Source organism: Methylobacillus gramineus (genome assembly GCF_020532675.1).
In the GTDB taxonomy this organism is placed as follows: Bacteria; Pseudomonadota; Gammaproteobacteria; order Burkholderiales; family Methylophilaceae; genus Methylobacillus; species Methylobacillus gramineus.
In genome coordinates, this window is sequence record NZ_JAJAVE010000001.1 from 94,820 (window position 1) to 110,429 (window position 15,610).

Here is a 15,610-nt window from a genome sequence, read left to right on the forward strand (position 1 = left end):
AGTTGTGCTGCTGGCGATTTGCATGTTGCAACCCCATGCTACCTTGCCTCGCCGCGTCTTTGACTGGTTCTTTGTATTGGATATCACGCAAAGCATGAACGTGCGTGATTACACCATGGATGGCAAAAGCATCAGCCGCCTGGAGTACTCGAAAAAAGCCATGCGGGAAGCCTTGCGAGACCTGCCTTGTGGCTCTACGGTAGCGTTAGGCATGTTTACCGAACGTGGCACACAGAATATTGTGCAGCCGCTAGAGGTGTGTGCGCACTTTTCTGCACTGGATCAGACAATTAATCATATGGACTGGCGCATGGCCTGGGCTGCAGATTCTTTTATTACCCACGGTGTGTATAGCGCGCTGGATCTGACGACCAAGCTAGGCAAGGGAATGCACTTGGCATTTTTCACTGACGGTCACCAGGCACCTCCATCCAATCCAGATTATTTGCCTACCTATGAGGGCAAGCCAGGGGATGTGGAAGGTATGTTGGTGGGAACTGGTAAAGAAGAGCTTAGTAGAATTCCCAAGCTTGATGAGCACGACAATATCATTGGCTACTGGGAGCTGGAGGAGGTCATGCGCTTTGCCACCTTCGGCATGTTCACTTCCAAGTCCGTGGCTGATATGGAGTCTGATATGGAAGTGGAAGGGGATGGTTTGAATAACCGTAATGCCTCTCACGGACGTAATCCGGCAGAAGACACCAAGGCCAATCTCTCTGGCCTGGAAGAAAAAACGTTAACGCGGATTGCAGATACTACAGGTCTTACCTACAAGCGTCTAAGCACAGTCCGAACTTTTGCTAACGATGTGACCTCTACAGGGATGGCAAGCTGGCGTTCTGCCAGAACCGATCTGCGTCCATGGTTGGCTTTCCCTGCCTTGTTACTGATTCTGGCATTTTTTATGCCACCAAGATTTTTCGCTTTCGTTCAACAACATTTGAGGTTTAGAAAAAGATGAGATTATTAATTGCTGTATTGAGTATTGCCATTGCGGCTCCTGCATTTGCGCATGGACCTACTCCCCGTAAGACCGATGAGGCAGTCACTGTCAAAGCAACAGCAGATGCAGTGTGGGCTAAGGTGTCTGAGCCATGCGGCATTGCCAAGTGGCATCCGGAAGTGAAGGCTTGCGAAAAAGTTGATGATAAAACGACGAATATCACCCTGAAAAACGGTGGCAAGATCCAGCAGCAGGTAGATGAGCTTGATACTGCCAACAAGACGATTTCATATCGCTTGGGCGGTGAAATTGCCCTGGAAGCTTTGCCAGTGAGTTCACTGACAGGCCGTATCAAGGTCGATGCTGACGGTAGCAATGCTAAAGTGAGCTGGATGGCACGTTTTTATCGGTTTGATACAGGTAATGAGCCTCCAGAAGGCCAGGATGACGAGACTGCACAGAATGCAGTGGATGGCTTTATCAAAGCCGGTCTTGCAGCACTGGAGTCAGGCAAATAATCATCAGGTTTGAAATAGAAAGGGGCGTAAGCCCCTTTTTTTATTGGTTATTGTGAGGTTGATGTTTCGCTCAGACTGGTGGCTGTGTGCCTGACCATGGCAATTAACTCATCCATATCGACTTCACTAGTAAATGGGTTCATCAGTGTGCAGCGTAACCAGATGACACCGTTGATTTCTACTTGTGTGAAATGAAAACTCCCACTGGCCACGATGTGCTGTCTGATCCGGCTTTGTAAGCGATTGCCGTGTTCAGGGCTGAGTGTGAGGTCCTGATAACGAAAGCAGATAATATTGGTGTCTGGAAGCATGAGTAGTTCAAGCTGTGGGTTTGCCAGAATCTTGGAAGCCATTTTTTTTGCTTGTGCAAAGGCATGATCAATTAACTGCGCCAAGCCTTGCCGTCCATACAGACTGAATGCCGCCCATAGTTTCAGTCCCATCATGCGCTTGGTGCATTCTAGCGTGCGATAGCTGATATTAAATGATTCAGCTTCGGCATCATTACCCTGGAACAGATATGAGGCATCCTGGGCAAAAGCACTGTAACTGGCGTCCTTGTCACGGAATAATACAGCGGACACCGTAGCGGGCATATACAGCAATTTATGCCCATCCCAGACCAGAGAATCTGCCAGCTCTATTCCCTTTAATAATGCTTTGTGTTGATTCGAGAGCAATGCCGAGGCGCCATGTGCACCATCAACGTGTAACCATACGCTATGGCTTTGGCAATATTCGCCTATGGCTTGCAGGGGATCTAGGCTGCCTGTCGGCGTACAGCCTGCCGTAGCGACTACTGCCATCACAATCTGATTGGTAGCAATGCATTGTTCATGGGCTGCTTGCAATGCATCTGGCAACATGCGCCCATTCGCGTCCACTTCAATCGCGATCACTGCATCGGTACCCAGCCCCATGATGCCAGCAGCACGACTCACTGAATAATGAGAAAATTTTGAAGCCAGAATACGCATTGGCCGGGCATTCTGAAGCCCTTGCTGCCATACGTCAGCGGCATGCTGGCGGGCTGCCAGCAGGGCGGTGAGATTGGCCTGAGCGCCGCCAGAGGTCAGCACGCCATCGCCTGCATTCCATCCTACTGCAGTATTGAGCCAACGTATGACCTGGCGCTCTATGAGGGTAGCGCTTGGGCCTGTTTCATATATTGCCATGGCTTGATTGGTCAGCGCCGCGACCAAATCACATAGTGCAGTTAATGGTAGCGGTGTCGCTATTTGATGACCGAAATTATGCGGATGATGTACAGCCAGGTTACGAGGAATGACGGTGTGTTGCAGCCATTGTAGAAGACCCTTGCTATCAAGATTTGATACTTCCGGTAATGGTTGCTGCCAGAGTTGGTCGGCAATCTGGGGTTCTTGCCAGTTGAGTATGTTTGATTGGCCTTTAATATCATTAGTGAGCTGGTTCGCCAGCAGGTCAATCAAGGCATGCCCTGTATGGCGAAAATCCTCCATATCAAACATCTGACGCAGCCATTCTGCTTGCTGACTCATGGCAGGCTATCGCTTCTTTTCCTGAACCAGCCGGTTAAGCTGATACGCTCTCGTCTAGCTGGTAACACTTCATGCCAGAATTTTGCTGACAAGAAGACGACTAAAGTGCCACTGTGCGGCATGACGTCAATAGCCGGAGGCGAGTCTGTTCCTTCCAGATAGATGCGTAATGCGCCGCCATCCTCGGCTTTCCAATCCTCGTTCAGGTAAAGGATGCAGCTGACCTGTCGCTCCTCATTGCCACGGAATTGGTCCAAATGCTTGCGATAAATGGCGCCCGGTGGATAAATGGCAAAGTGGTTCTCCAGCTCAAAGAGGCCCAGGTATAAATGACGATTGAGCGCCTCGCGTAATTGTTCCATGCAGGTAAAAAAATCCTGCTGAACGGCGCTGGGTTCAGTATTGCCAAGCCAGTGAATCAGATCGCCTCTTACAGCGGCATCGAGTTTTGCCATATTCTCTTTGCCAGTGGCTGCACGCTGCATGGCTCCCGCCAGATGCAACTGGCGTGCCTCTTGTCTGAGTGCAGCGATAACATCCAGACTGAAAAAGTCTTCAATAACCACGTAGCCCTGATTGGCGATGCCTTCAATGACTTGGTCTATCTTGAGAGAGAGAGGAATGGTGGAATTCATGGCGGTTATCATATGTTTATGCCTATTATAGCGGCAGCACTTGCTGCATGCTGGTTCCAGACGACAATCATGAGTGCTTTTTTGCTCACAATGGCATTGCCTGAGTGCGGACATTAAGCTAGAATGCGCAACTCTTTTGTTCAATCAGAACATAATAGACCCGTAGCTCAGCTGGTTAGAGCGCTGCCTTGACATGGCAGAGGTCGATGGTTCGAGTCCATTCGGGTCTACCACATTTGAAAAAGCCGCCTTTGTGCGGCTTTTTGCATTTCTGCCTTTCCATTCCCGCATTTACATTGGTGGTTATAAGTAACCACATGGTTGCATGAAAGTAGCCAACCTGGAGCCAATTGAGCAGGGATGGCGTGACTCATGTAAATCATATTTCCTCTAATAAACAGTGCCTTATTTGCTGCGTGGGTGCGTGGCTCAACTCTTGCTGACCCCTTCTTTAGGCTGGCTAAAAAATCCAGCAATTCCAATAAAAACAAAGTGTTTATGACTATGGGGTTGGAGGGTGCACGTGTTTACAAAACCAAGAAGTGGACTTGTCAGTCAAGTCCGGTTGCTTTCTATTTTGATTTCCTTGAGTGGCATGACTTATCCTTTGGCTGGATTGGCAGTTGAAGATACTGCCGTGAGTCAGCCGCATACCAACGAAGGTAATAATGCCGTTGCTGAACCGCCTATCAAAGTGCAGGAGATAGTCATCAAGGCACCCAGGGTAAGGATTGTGAGTCCCTTGCCCGGTGTTGGTATTGACCGCGAGCAAGCGGCGACAAATATACAAAGTGCAACCGCCAAAGAGATTGCTGAATCTCATGCCATCAATATCACCGAATATATGAACAACAACATGCAGTCGGTGAGTATCAATGATTATGCGGGTAATCCTTTTCAGCAAGATCTTAACTTCCGCGGCTTTACCGCTTCGCCGATGATAGGCACCCCGCAGGGGATTTCGGTCTATCTGGATGGTGTGCGCGTCAACGAAGCGTTTGGGGATGTAGTGAACTGGGATTTGCTCCCTATGAATGCCATCGCCAGCATGGATTTATTACCGGGTTCCAATCCCTTATTCGGCCTGAATACGCTGGGTGGTGCCCTGGCTATCCGTACCAAGACTGGTTTTACGGATAATTTTGCGCATGGGGAATTGATTTCCGGTGCCTGGGGTAGGCAACAAGTTCAAGCATCCAATGGCATCAACAATGGCATGTTCGGCTTGTTCACGGCCTACAATCATTTCGAGGAGGATGGCTGGCGGCGTAACTCGCCAAGCAACTTGAGGCAGCTCTACAACAATGCCACCTTCAAGTTCAGCCGTGGTGAAGTCAATCTAAGTGCATTGACCGTTGATACTTCATTGGTTGGTAATGGCATGCTACCCGTTGAAATGGCCGAAACCAACCGGAAATGGGTGTTTACTTCGCCGGATGAATCCACGAACAAGCTTGATCATTACAATCTCAATGGTCGTTGGGATGTGACAGACACCTTTACGGTTTCTGCCTTGGCTTACAAGCGCAAGATGAACCAGGCTGCAGTCAACGGGGATTTTTACGAAGCGTATCAACAACTTTTCAGTAGAACCAATATTGATTACATCAACGGTACCTTCAATTTCTCCAACCTCAAGCAAGATAGCTTCGGATTCAGCTTGCAAGGAGCCTGGGATGTAGGCAATCACCAGATAGTCTTTGGTGTCGGGCTGGACAAGAACAAGATTCAGTTTAGCCAGCGTGAAATGTATGGCGAAATAAATGAAAATCAGGAAGTCGTTCCCGTCAGAGATGAGGCTTACTATCTTGAGGGTATGTACGCGGCAAAATATCCCGTGATACGCAATAACCTTAATGGACACAGCGTGACCAAGGGATTGTTCTTCAGTGATACGTGGTCGCCGCTCGAAACCCTGCACCTGACTTATGGAGCACGCTTCAACTGGTCACGCGTAGTCAATGACTTGGTCTCTGACCGGGGCAACGATTTGTACCAGTTTGAATTCAACCCCTTAAACCCCCAGGGCAGTGGCCTGCTCAATCCATTACGCCAGCGTTGTGCTCAGCCTGGGGATCCATTTGTCACCTATGCGCGCTTTGTATGTAGCGATGGAGACTATAAATATAGAAGCTTTAACCCCTCTATTGGTATTGCCTGGGAGGCTCTGGAGAATTTCAGTCTCTATGGCAATATCAGCCGAGGGACACGGGTGCCAACGATTATCGAATTGGGGTGCGCACGAGACCATACCCTAGATAGTGGGCCAACCAGTACCAATTATCAGTATGGCTGTTCAATTCCTACCTCATTATCTGCTGATCCCTACTTAAAACAGGTTCGCTCAACCTCTTATGAACTGGGGGTGCGCGGCAATCAAAATAGTTTCACCTGGAATGCAGGGTTGTTCAGGACTGAACTCAAGGACGATATTCTATTCATGCCCCTTGGGCGCAAGAATCGAGGGGTATTCGACAACTTTGGTGAAACCCTGCGGCAGGGTATTGAGCTAGGCATGAATGGAACTGTGGGCAAGAGTAAGCTCAGGCTCAACTATACCTATCTGCTTGCCACCTTTGAGTCTCCAGCCAATGCCATCAATCCCAACAATAGCAGTAATACCTCACCCACCACCCTGCAGGCCTATGTGAATATCGAGCCAGGGGATTATCTGACCGGAATGCCCAGGCATATTGTTCAGGCCAGCTGGAATTACCAGTTCTCTGAACGCTTTGATGCCACGTTGAGCATGGTTATGCACTCATTTTCATTTGTACGGGGCAATGAAAACAATGATCACAGGGCCAGAGATGCCTCGCATGCCTGCAACCCCTGTGGTAATCAGCCCTTTGATCGTGACCCTTATGACTACATTGGAAAAGGCACTATTCCTGGCTATGCCGTATTCAACCTGAGGGCCACCTACAAGTTCGATCACGGCGTCACTTTGTTTGTTAAGGCGGATAACATTTTTGACAAGGAATATTCCACTGCTGGTGACCTAGGGCGTAATCCTTTTGGCTCGACAGGGAGTTTCAATACTGATTCCACTCAATGGCAGAACACGACCTTCATCGGGCTTGGTGCGCCACGTGCGATTTGGGTAGGCCTCGGCTTTGACTTGAATTGGAAAAAGCTGGCAAGCAAACCCAAGATGCAATGATGGTTGTTGTAAACAGCCAGCATGGTTGGTTGTAGCCAGGTAATCCTAATGAACTGAGCAAGGTGGCAAAAGTTTATGAATTATTCGATTAGTCCATTAGGACTAATTCCTGGAAAATTTTAGCTGTATTCATGTCGTGGTTGGATCTATATGTTAATGATTTGTAAATATTTTGTGTGGAAAGTGTAAAAACCAAAAAATCCTGAATGAATCTTGACTGGCATAACTCACTGAAATTGGGCCTGGAAATTGCAGAGTAGTGATTTGTGATGGTCAGCTTGCATGACTATCTCCGATGCAGCCTCGTTCATAGGGGTTGTGACAATAAATGTACAAGGAGATTGATGATGAATTTTAAGTCTATGGCAGTTGCTGCCATGCTGGTTTCAGCATCGTCAGCATACGCTGGTGGTTTTGTCGACCTGCGTGATGATTTGGCGACACTGAGTGCTGCAAATGGTGGTTTGGTCGTTGGGGCTAACAACCCCCTGCGTGACAAGCTCTACCTTGATGCAACTAATTACACATGGTTAAGCGGGTATAGCAGCAACCCAGCCCAGTTAATCGCTACTTCTATTGCCTACTCTGGCAATTCCGGTGCTGGCGTTCTAACTTTGCTGGACTATCGCATTAATACCAATGTCGAGTTGTTGCCCGGTGTGGCCCAAGCCACCATCTTTGATTTCGTGTTCCGTGACAGCAGTGATAACTCGCTGGTATTTGGTACGCGTTATATCAACTTGGTCAACAACAGCCAGGAAGTTAACTTCCTCTATCGCTATGGTTTTGAAGGCTTTGATACTTCAGCGGCGTGGTTATTCCTGTCTGATTACGACCTGCGCATGTATGAAGCTGGTCGTACAGACGATCACTCCTTTGCCAGCAATGTAGGCTATGACGATGGTGGCGTGCGCCAAAAGTCTGATATCAGCGTGAACGAGGGAAATCCTTACAGCGGCCTGTACCTTGTGAAGACTGATGCCACCGAATACATCCTGGGTGATAAGGCAATTGGTTACTACCAGGCTGGTGAAGAAGGCCAGGCAGTGGTTGGCGGCTTTATTGGTGGTTTTGTCCCCACCGTTGCTGCTGTACCTGAACCTTCCGAATATGCTCTGATGCTGTTGGGTCTGGGTATGGTAGGTTTTGTGGCAACACGCCGCAAGAAGCAGAACCAGGCTTAATGCCAGGCCGTTTTGCTTAAGTTGATGCAAGGCACTATGGGAAAAGTAGTTAACTAGAACGGAGTCATTGTCTGCTGATAGGGCAATGACTCAATTAAGAGGGGAATATAAAATGCAAGTTTCAATCAAGCAAGTAGTTATTGGCGCAGCTCTGGCAGTTGCAAGCGTTAGCAGTGCTTATGCCGGTGGTTTTGTGGATGTTCTGAACAGTGGTGCACGCACCCCTGGTAGCGTAAACAATATCAGCACCGATCCATTCTTCCTGACTGGCGGCATTCCTGCCAGCTGGACATTGCAACAGTCAATCACTACTTCGGTTTACTCGCCTGTAGATACTGCTATTCAAGTAGGCACGTTTATCGATTCAGTGTGGATTAATGCCTCGACCAATCAGTTGATTATCGGCTCCTATTTCCAGCTATTGCCAAACTATCCCACTGGCAATATCCATGGCGGTGGCGGTATCTCTGAGATTAACTCAATTGTGCGCACTGGTTTCACCGGCGTAGCCAGCATCCAGGCCTCTTGGTACTTTGCAGCTGATGAATATGCTGGTGCAGAAGATGGTTACCGTTTGCGTGATCCTGCGCGTTCTGATTACATCGCCAGCTATAATGCAGATACTGCAGCTAATGGGGGCTACTTCGATGCTGACAAGGTTTCGATTCGTACGGATGTGAGCCTGGGTGAAGACAATCCCAATTCAGGTATCTACTTCCTGAGTGTTGATGCCTCCAAGTACACTTACGAATTTGCCAATGATGCAGTGCGTATCGTACAAGGTGCTTCATCCAGCGAAGGTGGTCGTAAGTTCCAGGAAATTTGGCTAAGTGGTTACCAAGTAGTTGCTGTGCCTGAGCCTTCTGAATATGCCCTGATGCTTGTTGGCCTTGGTCTTATGGGTTTTGTTGCTCGTCGTCGCCAGGGCAAAGAACTGTCATAAATCTATAGCAGTCATTCAGTAGTATCAATAAGTCGGCTTATGCCGACTTATTTTTTTAGATTTCGTCAGACATCATCAAATGAGAATTTATATCATTTGTTGGCAATTTTTTGTATCATCAGGCACCTATATATAGATAAAACAACTTATGACTAGTTTGAACTTAGGGCCAGTCTGGAATCGCGCTCTTCCTTTCGTGTTATATATGATATTCATGGCTGGCGTAGATGTGTTGGAGCAATACGGCCCTACCGGGCTTGATTTACGCTGGTTATATGGGGTCAAAGTTGCATTGGTTGCGCTTGTGCTTTGGATCTTGCGTAGAAACTATATAGAGTTGTTTAGTGAGGCGACTTTAGATTTCAAGGCGTGGTTGACCGCAATAGCTGTGGGTGTGCTAGTATTTGTCGCTTGGATTAACCTGGATGTCTCTTGGATGTTGCTTTCGGAGCCATCTGAGGGATTTAATCCTGGGACTGGCATTGAAGGTTGTCTCCTTATAGTGACAAGATTGGCTGGTGCGGCATTGGTTGTACCTTTAATGGAAGAGTTGTTCTGGCGCTCATTTTTGATGCGCTGGATTCAAAATCAGATTTTCCTGCAAGTACTGCCAGGGCAAGTGGGTTGGCTAGCACTTGCTGTCTCGTCTGCTTTGTTTGCGATAGAGCACAGCCTCTGGTTTGCCGGTTTGATTGCTGGGTTGGCATATGGATTGCTTTATATTCGTAGTGGAAAAATATGGATGCCGATCATCGCGCATGCGGTGACAAATGGTGTTTTGGGAGTTTGGATTATCTATACCGGTAAGTGGCATTACTGGTAGCAATTGGGGAAGTATTTCTTTGCGTTTATCTATGAATATAAAAAAAGCAGCCCAGTTTGTAATGCTAGGTGGAAGCTTGGCTGGTATTCACTCTACAGTGCTTGCCATGGACGGTGATGTTATTCGCCCTTACGTCAGCGCTACCTACTCCTATGATGACAACCTGCGACGCTTCAATAATACCCAGCAGGCTCTAGCGACAACGGGAAGTTCAAAAACCTCTGACACTATGCTTATGACGGGTGTCGGAATCATTCTTGATAAGTACATCAGCCAGCAAAAATTTTATTTCGACATCAGTGCCAATCGTACTAAGTTCGATCGCAACTCCGAGCTTGATAATGACGGTAAAGAATTAACCGGAAAATGGGATTGGAAAATTGGTAAGCGGCTAGACGGTAAAATCGAGCTATACCACAAGGAAGCATTGGTTCCATTTTCGGATTTTCAGGGTTTAGCTCTCAACCAGCGTAAGCAAGATCGCAGGACTTTTGAGGCCCGCTGGATGTTGCATCCGAGGTGGCGGGTACGTGGGGCTTTGGCCAATACTGAAACGCGCTATAGCGCCGCAGCTCAACAGCTCGCTAACCTGGAAGAGAACTCCCAGGAGCTTGCGTTGGATTACCTTTCTCCAAGCAAGAGTGTTATCGGTGTTATGTATCGTCATGCAAGGGGTGAAAAGCCTCAGCAAGTTATTTTTGGTGTGCCCTTCAGCAACGATTATGATCAGAATGAACTTAAGCTTAATGTGGATTGGACAGTGACTGGCAAGACTAAAATCCAGTTTCTTGGTGGCTTGGTTGATCGTAAGCATGATGAGCTGCCTCAACGAGATTTCAGGGGCTTTAATGCACGGGGTAATGTGGCCTGGCAGGCAACAGGCAAGTCTGATTTGAGGCTGTCAGTTTGGCGTGAAAATAACGCCCAGTCATTCGTAACAACCAGCTACACACTTAATCGCGGTACGTCGCTAACTGCAAATTACATAGTCACTGGCAAAATTATGATGCAGGGTAGCGCTAAATATGAAAAACGCGACTTTGAGGGTGATAGCGCGATAGGCTTGACCCGGCAAGATACCGATAAGAATTTTTCATTGGCGGTGATCTATCAGGCGCTCAATGATTTAAAAATCACTGCATCACTAACCCGTAGTGATCGCGACTCTTCTATTCAGCAAGCTGGGTTCAAATCTAATGGCATCTCTCTTACTGGGATGTACGAATTTTGATGGTGACTAAATGACTGTAAACGATATACCTTTAGTCGCTTTTTTTAAGCAACTTCTAGATCCGCTGATTATTCTTGGCACTTTGTATGGCTTCACACTTTTATATAGTGAGCCTTTCAATGGCTATTATCTGATTCTGGCGTTGCTTGCGTACTTTGTTTCATCCAATGTTTATGAGCGGCTGGATCTCTATCGCACTTGGCGTAGCGGTAAGGTGCTAGGTTATCTGCGAGATATTCTGTTCGGCTGGGGTATTGTTGTCGTGGTGCTGGCTTTTATAGGTTACGCCGCAGATCTTTCCAGTCAGTATCTCGATGAGATGATTTATGCCTGGTTTGCCAGTGTGCCGATGATTTTTATCATCACTCACCTTGCAATCCGAAAAATTGCGTCCGATTTACATAAAAATGGTGAAGTACGATCTGTTGTCATCATTGGAGCCAATGATATAGGGGTGAGGCTCATTAATCGTATCAGTGACGATCCATATTTGTTTATGGATGTTAAAGGCATATTTGATGATAGAGAGGTGGCAAGGCATCCCAAAGGCATGCGCAATGTTCCATTGCTGGGCTCCATGTCAGATATTGCTCCCTATGTGCGTGCCAATAACACGCAAATTATCTTCATTAGCCTGCCAATGTCAGCTCAGCCGCGCATACGCCAGCTTTTTGAAGAGCTGCAAGACGCAACGGCCTCAATCTATTTTGTTCCTGACATCTATATTTTTGATTTGGTGCAAGCGAGGTTTGATGATGTTGCGGGTGTGCCTGTAGTGGCAATTCTGGAAACACCGTTCACTGGTTTCAACAGCTTAATCAAACGGACTAGTGACATAATTCTTGCCGCGCTTATCCTGTTAATACTTTCTCCCATCATGCTGACCATCGCATTGGCAGTGAAGCTGACATCCAAAGGACCTGTCATTTTTAAGCAGCGTCGCTATGGGCTGAATGGAGAGGCCATTATTGTTTACAAGTTTCGCTCTATGTCGGTGATGGAAGATGGTGAAAAAGTCATACAAGCTCAAAAGCGCGATCAAAGATTGACATCTATTGGCGGATTTCTCCGGAAGAACTCTTTAGATGAGTTGCCACAGTTCATTAATGTGCTGCAAGGTCAGATGAGTATTGTTGGACCTAGGCCGCATGCAATTGCTCATAATGAGCAGTATCGCAAGCTTATCCGTGGCTACATGCTTAGACATAAGGTTAAGCCAGGCATAACGGGGTGGGCGCAAGTCAATGGTTTGCGCGGAGAGACAGAAACTCTCGACAAAATGGAGGCGCGCATTGAATACGATCTGGACTATCTGCGTCATTGGTCATTAGCATTTGATTTTTGGATTGTTTTGAGAACATTGCTGGTGGTGTTCAAAAAAGATAATGCTTATTAGCCTATCGCGCTTTATAAAAGAAATTTGAGGAGACTACATGTTGAATACTGCATCTGGAATGGTATACAAACCCTGGACCAAAATCGCAATGTCTGGCGTTATTGCCGTGGCTATTAGCCTGGCTCTGGGTGGCTGTGGAGACAAATCACATGGCAATAAAGCCAGTCAGTCCCTGGTAAGCGTCAATGGCAAGGAAATCACAGTGCATCAGCTCAATGAAGAGCTGGCAAGAGCCAATGTACAAGCAGCGCAGAAAGATGCCGCAAGCAAGCAAATACTCAGTGCATTGGTGGATCGCCAGCTCTTGGAGCAGGCTGCCGCCAAAGCAAAGGTGGACCGTGATCCCAATGTTATGCAGGCTGTAGAGCGTGCAAAAGCGCAAATCGTGGCTCAAGCGTACCTGCAGGGTAGGGTTGCGTCAGTAGCAAAACCTGAAAAGGCTGAGATTGAAGCTTTCTACAAGCAAAATCCTCCACTGTTTAGTGAACGCAAGTTGGTGGAAATGGAGCAGTTGCTTTTAGATTCCCGTCAAATCACTGATGAATTCAAAGCCTCACTGGGTAACTTCAAGTCTTTACAGGAAGTTGCGGCGTGGTTGGACACCAAAGGTGTGCAATATGACCGTGGTGAAGTCGCCCGTAGTGTGGCTGAGCTTCCACCACAAATTTCCGAGCGTCTTAAGGATGCACGTAAGGGACAATTGTTTGTGATTGGTATGGGTCCACGCACCATGCTGGTTCAGATGGATACTGTCAAAGACAATCCCGTTTCTCTGGCGGATGCAAGTGCACAAATTGAGCAGTTGTTATTGAATAAAAAGCGCAAGGAGGCTGGTGAGGCTGAACTGCAGCGCTTGAAGGCGGAAGCAAAAATTGAGTATTTAGATAGTTCTATTGAGAAGCCAAAGACTGAACTAAAGGAAGTGGTTAAAAAGAAAGCAGATGACGATATTTCCCGTGGTGTAAGTGGGTTGAAATAAAGATCTGAAAATTTAGAAATGGATGAAAATTATGATTAATTTAATAAAGCGCTTTTTAATTGCAGTTCTCGCCATCGCCTCTTTCCATGTGAATGCTGCAGAGTTAGACATCGTTCTCGGTGCGGGTGATGTGCTTAAAGTATCTGTATTTGAACAGCCAGATCTAAGTTTGGAAGTCAGAGTGAGTGAGTCTGGTGTCATTACTTATCCATTAATCGGTGAGGTTAAGGTGGGCGGGCAGACCCCGGCTCAAGCTGAGCGCAAGATCGCTGGCTTGCTGGAAAGTGGCGGTTTCTTAAAGAATCCCCACGTGAATATCATTGTGGCGCAATTGCAGAGCCAGCAGGTCTCGGTGCTGGGTCAGGTGAATAGGCCAGGGCGTTATCCACTGGATAGTGCCAAGTCATTAGCCGATGTCTTGGCACTTGCCGCTGGCGTGGGTCCAGAAGGTGGGGATTTGATCACGATAGTGCACAAGGGTGACGGTACTAACCAACGCGAAGTGATAGACCTTGCCTCCATGATGCGTAACGGTGATCTTGCCAAGAACATTACAGTATCCGGTGGCGATATTGTCTATGTTGAGCGTGCGCCTAAGTTTTATATCTATGGTGAAGTCCAACGCCCAAGTCAATATCGTCTTGAGCACAATACAACCGTCATTCAGGCTTTGGCGCTGGGTGGTGGTTTGAGCCTGCGTGGTACAGAGAAAGGCATGAAAATCAAGCGTCGCGACAGCTCTGGTAGCATGCAGGTTTTGGATGCCAAGCATGATGACCTGTTGCAGCCAGATGATGTGGTTTACGTCAAAGAAAGCTTGTTCTGATTAAAGCGTTATTGATCATCAAAAGGTAGCTAAATGAGTTTCTCCCAATTTTTATTTGTGTTGCGTTTCAGGTACAAGCTGATTGCAATGACTCTATTTCTGATAGTGGCAGCTACTGTTGCAGTCAGTTTACTGATATCCAGGACTTATGAAGCTACTGCCACCGTCCTGGTAAATTACAAGGGTGCAGATCCTGTCACCGGGATGGCGATACCTAGCCAAATGATGCCAGGATTCATGTCTACTCAGGCAGACATCATCACCAGTAAGAATGTGGCCAAAAAAGTTATTTCTGCACTGGGTTTAGCGAGTAATGAAAACGTACGTCAAAGCTTTGTTGAAGCCACTGATGGTGAAGGTGATATCAGTGATTGGTTGGCAGAATTGTTGATCAAGAATCTTGATGCTGTTCCTTCAAAGCAAAGCAGCTTGATTGATATTTCCTTCAAGGGTGTGAGTCCTCAGTTTTCTGCTGCAGTGGCCAATGCTTTTGCTGATGCCTATCTGCAAACAACAATTCAACTAAAAGTTGATCCTTCCAAGAAGGCTGCAGAATACCTGGATGATCAGATTAAGTTGTTCCGTGAAAACGTGCAGGTTGCGCAAGAAAAGCTATCTGCCTATCAACAAGACAAAGGTATTGTCAGTGTTGATAACAGGCTGGATGTTGAAAGTGCCAGACTTAATGAACTGTCGTCGCAGTTGGTGATGGCGCAAGCCCAAACAATGGAAGCGCAGTCCAGGGAGCGTGGTGCATCAGGTGCTGGTTTGCAGGATTCGCCAGATATTGCTTCCAACCCGATTGTTCAGGGGCTGAAGACAGAGATTGCTCGCGCTGAAGGTAGGTTCGCTGACATTACTCAGAAGTACGAAAAAAATCATCCGGCTTATCAGGGAGCGAAGGCCGAAATTGATAATCTGAAAGCTGAGCTGATCAGGCAGACACGTTCGGTTTCTGGCAACGTCGCAAGCAACTCCAGAATTCTCAAGCAACGTGAAAATGAGATTCGTGGTGCATTGGCAAGCCAGAAAACCAGGATTTTGGAAATCAATCGTGAACGTGATCAATTGGCGATGCTATCTCGCGAAGTCGATAACGCCCAGCAAATCTACACTACGGCGCTGGATAGATTCACGACCAATAATCTTGAAGCTCAATCCAATATGTCAGACGTGGTATTGCTGAATCCGGCTACTCCTCCATTGAAGCCCTCCAGCCCGAATATGCTCTTGAATGTCCTGATTTCTATTTTTGTGGGTGGTTTTCTTGGTGTGGTCTTGGCCTTAGTCGCTGAGCTAATCAACAGGCGCGTAAGATTGCCAGAAGATTTGGTCTTTGCCGCAAGAGCGCCTGTACTTGGAGAATTGAAGAGAATGCCTGCTGGCTCCAAGCTGTTGGGATTTATCCCCAAATCCAATTTGATCGCGAAAAAGTAAGGTAGCAAA

Annotated in this window: 13 protein-coding genes and 1 tRNA gene; 12 read left to right on the forward strand and 2 right to left on the reverse strand. The window is 47.3% G+C overall.

Annotated elements, in window-relative coordinates; genetic code table 11:
• Window positions 1-22: 22 nt before the first annotated feature.
• On the forward strand, window positions 23-964 hold the full coding sequence (locus tag LG201_RS00440; protein WP_226770221.1) for a VWA domain-containing protein: 942 nt from the start codon (window positions 23-25) through the stop codon (window positions 962-964).
• On the forward strand, window positions 961-1,464 hold the full coding sequence (locus LG201_RS00445) for an SRPBCC family protein (protein WP_226770222.1): 504 nt from the start codon (window positions 961-963) through the stop codon (window positions 1,462-1,464). The genes LG201_RS00440 and LG201_RS00445 overlap by 4 nt, the downstream gene beginning before the upstream one ends.
• A 47-nt stretch (window positions 1,465-1,511) precedes the next feature.
• Here LG201_RS00445 and LG201_RS00450 read toward each other — a convergent pair whose 3' ends face one another.
• Both LG201_RS00450 and LG201_RS00455 read right to left on the reverse strand, forming a co-directional pair.
• On the reverse strand, window positions 1,512-2,984 hold the full coding sequence (locus LG201_RS00450; RefSeq protein ID WP_226770223.1) for a pyridoxal phosphate-dependent decarboxylase family protein: 1,473 nt from the start codon (window positions 2,982-2,984) through the stop codon (window positions 1,512-1,514).
• Complete coding sequence (locus LG201_RS00455; RefSeq protein ID WP_226770224.1) at window positions 2,981-3,619, reverse strand: 2OG-Fe(II) oxygenase; 639 nt, start codon at window positions 3,617-3,619, stop codon at window positions 2,981-2,983. The genes LG201_RS00450 and LG201_RS00455 overlap by 4 nt, the downstream gene beginning before the upstream one ends.
• Window positions 3,620-3,775: 156 nt before the next feature.
• Between LG201_RS00455 and LG201_RS00460 the strand changes: the two genes are divergently transcribed.
• From LG201_RS00460 to epsF, 10 genes are all read left to right on the forward strand, one after another.
• A tRNA-Val gene (locus LG201_RS00460) sits at window positions 3,776-3,852 on the forward strand.
• Window positions 3,853-4,214: 362 nt separating this feature from the next.
• Window positions 4,215-6,782 carry a TonB-dependent receptor gene (locus LG201_RS00465; RefSeq protein WP_226770225.1) on the forward strand — a complete coding sequence of 856 codons (2,568 nt, stop codon included), beginning with the start codon at window positions 4,215-4,217 and terminating at the stop codon, window positions 6,780-6,782.
• 344 nt (window positions 6,783-7,126) lie between these two features.
• A complete protein-coding gene (locus LG201_RS00470) occupies window positions 7,127-7,966 on the forward strand; it encodes a PEP-CTERM sorting domain-containing protein (protein WP_226770226.1) in 840 nt (279 codons plus the stop codon).
• A 112-nt stretch (window positions 7,967-8,078) separates the two neighbouring features.
• Window positions 8,079-8,909 (forward strand): PEP-CTERM sorting domain-containing protein, encoded by an 831-nt coding sequence (locus tag LG201_RS00475; RefSeq protein ID WP_226770227.1) that lies wholly within the window; start codon window positions 8,079-8,081, stop codon window positions 8,907-8,909.
• Window positions 8,910-9,123: 214 nt separating this feature from the next.
• Complete coding sequence (locus tag LG201_RS00480; RefSeq protein WP_264193247.1) at window positions 9,124-9,732, forward strand: CAAX prenyl protease-related protein; 609 nt, start codon at window positions 9,124-9,126, stop codon at window positions 9,730-9,732.
• Window positions 9,680-10,963 carry an XrtB/PEP-CTERM-associated polysaccharide biosynthesis outer membrane protein EpsL gene (gene epsL / locus LG201_RS00485; protein WP_226770229.1) on the forward strand — a complete coding sequence of 428 codons (1,284 nt, stop codon included), beginning with the start codon at window positions 9,680-9,682 and terminating at the stop codon, window positions 10,961-10,963. Before LG201_RS00480 ends, epsL begins: the two co-directional genes overlap by 53 nt.
• 10 nt (window positions 10,964-10,973) lie before the next feature.
• Window positions 10,974-12,359, forward strand: a complete 1,386-nt coding sequence (locus LG201_RS00490; protein ID WP_226770230.1) for an undecaprenyl-phosphate glucose phosphotransferase — start codon at window positions 10,974-10,976, stop codon at window positions 12,357-12,359.
• 37 nt (window positions 12,360-12,396) lie between these two features.
• Complete coding sequence (locus tag LG201_RS00495) at window positions 12,397-13,338, forward strand: EpsD family peptidyl-prolyl cis-trans isomerase (protein ID WP_226770231.1); 942 nt, start codon at window positions 12,397-12,399, stop codon at window positions 13,336-13,338.
• A gap of 31 nt (window positions 13,339-13,369) precedes the next feature.
• Window positions 13,370-14,164, forward strand: a complete 795-nt coding sequence (gene epsE / locus LG201_RS00500; RefSeq protein WP_226770232.1) for a polysaccharide export protein EpsE — start codon at window positions 13,370-13,372, stop codon at window positions 14,162-14,164.
• A 33-nt stretch (window positions 14,165-14,197) separates the two neighbouring features.
• Window positions 14,198-15,601, forward strand: coding sequence for a chain length determinant protein EpsF (epsF, locus tag LG201_RS00505; protein ID WP_226770233.1), 1,404 nt, complete (start codon window positions 14,198-14,200; stop codon window positions 15,599-15,601).
• The last annotated feature ends 9 nt before the right edge of the window (window positions 15,602-15,610 follow it).

Bases quoted from the DNA above. Each gene is read 5' to 3' on its own strand.
- LG201_RS00440 (WP_226770221.1), top strand. From the start codon at position 23: ATGTTGCAACCCCATGCTACCTTGCCTCGCCGCGTCTTTGACTGGTTC.
- LG201_RS00445 (WP_226770222.1), top strand. From the start codon at position 961: ATGAGATTATTAATTGCTGTATTGAGTATTGCCATTGCGGCTCCTGCA.
- LG201_RS00450 (WP_226770223.1), bottom strand. From the start codon at position 2,984: ATGAGTCAGCAAGCAGAATGGCTGCGTCAGATGTTTGATATGGAGGAT.
- LG201_RS00455 (WP_226770224.1), bottom strand. From the start codon at position 3,619: ATGAATTCCACCATTCCTCTCTCTCTCAAGATAGACCAAGTCATTGAA.
- LG201_RS00465 (WP_226770225.1), top strand. From the start codon at position 4,215: ATGACTTATCCTTTGGCTGGATTGGCAGTTGAAGATACTGCCGTGAGT.
- LG201_RS00470 (WP_226770226.1), top strand. From the start codon at position 7,127: ATGATGAATTTTAAGTCTATGGCAGTTGCTGCCATGCTGGTTTCAGCA.
- LG201_RS00475 (WP_226770227.1), top strand. From the start codon at position 8,079: ATGCAAGTTTCAATCAAGCAAGTAGTTATTGGCGCAGCTCTGGCAGTT.
- LG201_RS00480 (WP_264193247.1), top strand. From the start codon at position 9,124: ATGGCTGGCGTAGATGTGTTGGAGCAATACGGCCCTACCGGGCTTGAT.
- epsL (WP_226770229.1), top strand. From the start codon at position 9,680: ATGGTGTTTTGGGAGTTTGGATTATCTATACCGGTAAGTGGCATTACT.
- LG201_RS00490 (WP_226770230.1), top strand. From the start codon at position 10,974: ATGACTGTAAACGATATACCTTTAGTCGCTTTTTTTAAGCAACTTCTA.
- LG201_RS00495 (WP_226770231.1), top strand. From the start codon at position 12,397: ATGTTGAATACTGCATCTGGAATGGTATACAAACCCTGGACCAAAATC.
- epsE (WP_226770232.1), top strand. From the start codon at position 13,370: ATGATTAATTTAATAAAGCGCTTTTTAATTGCAGTTCTCGCCATCGCC.
- epsF (WP_226770233.1), top strand. From the start codon at position 14,198: ATGAGTTTCTCCCAATTTTTATTTGTGTTGCGTTTCAGGTACAAGCTG.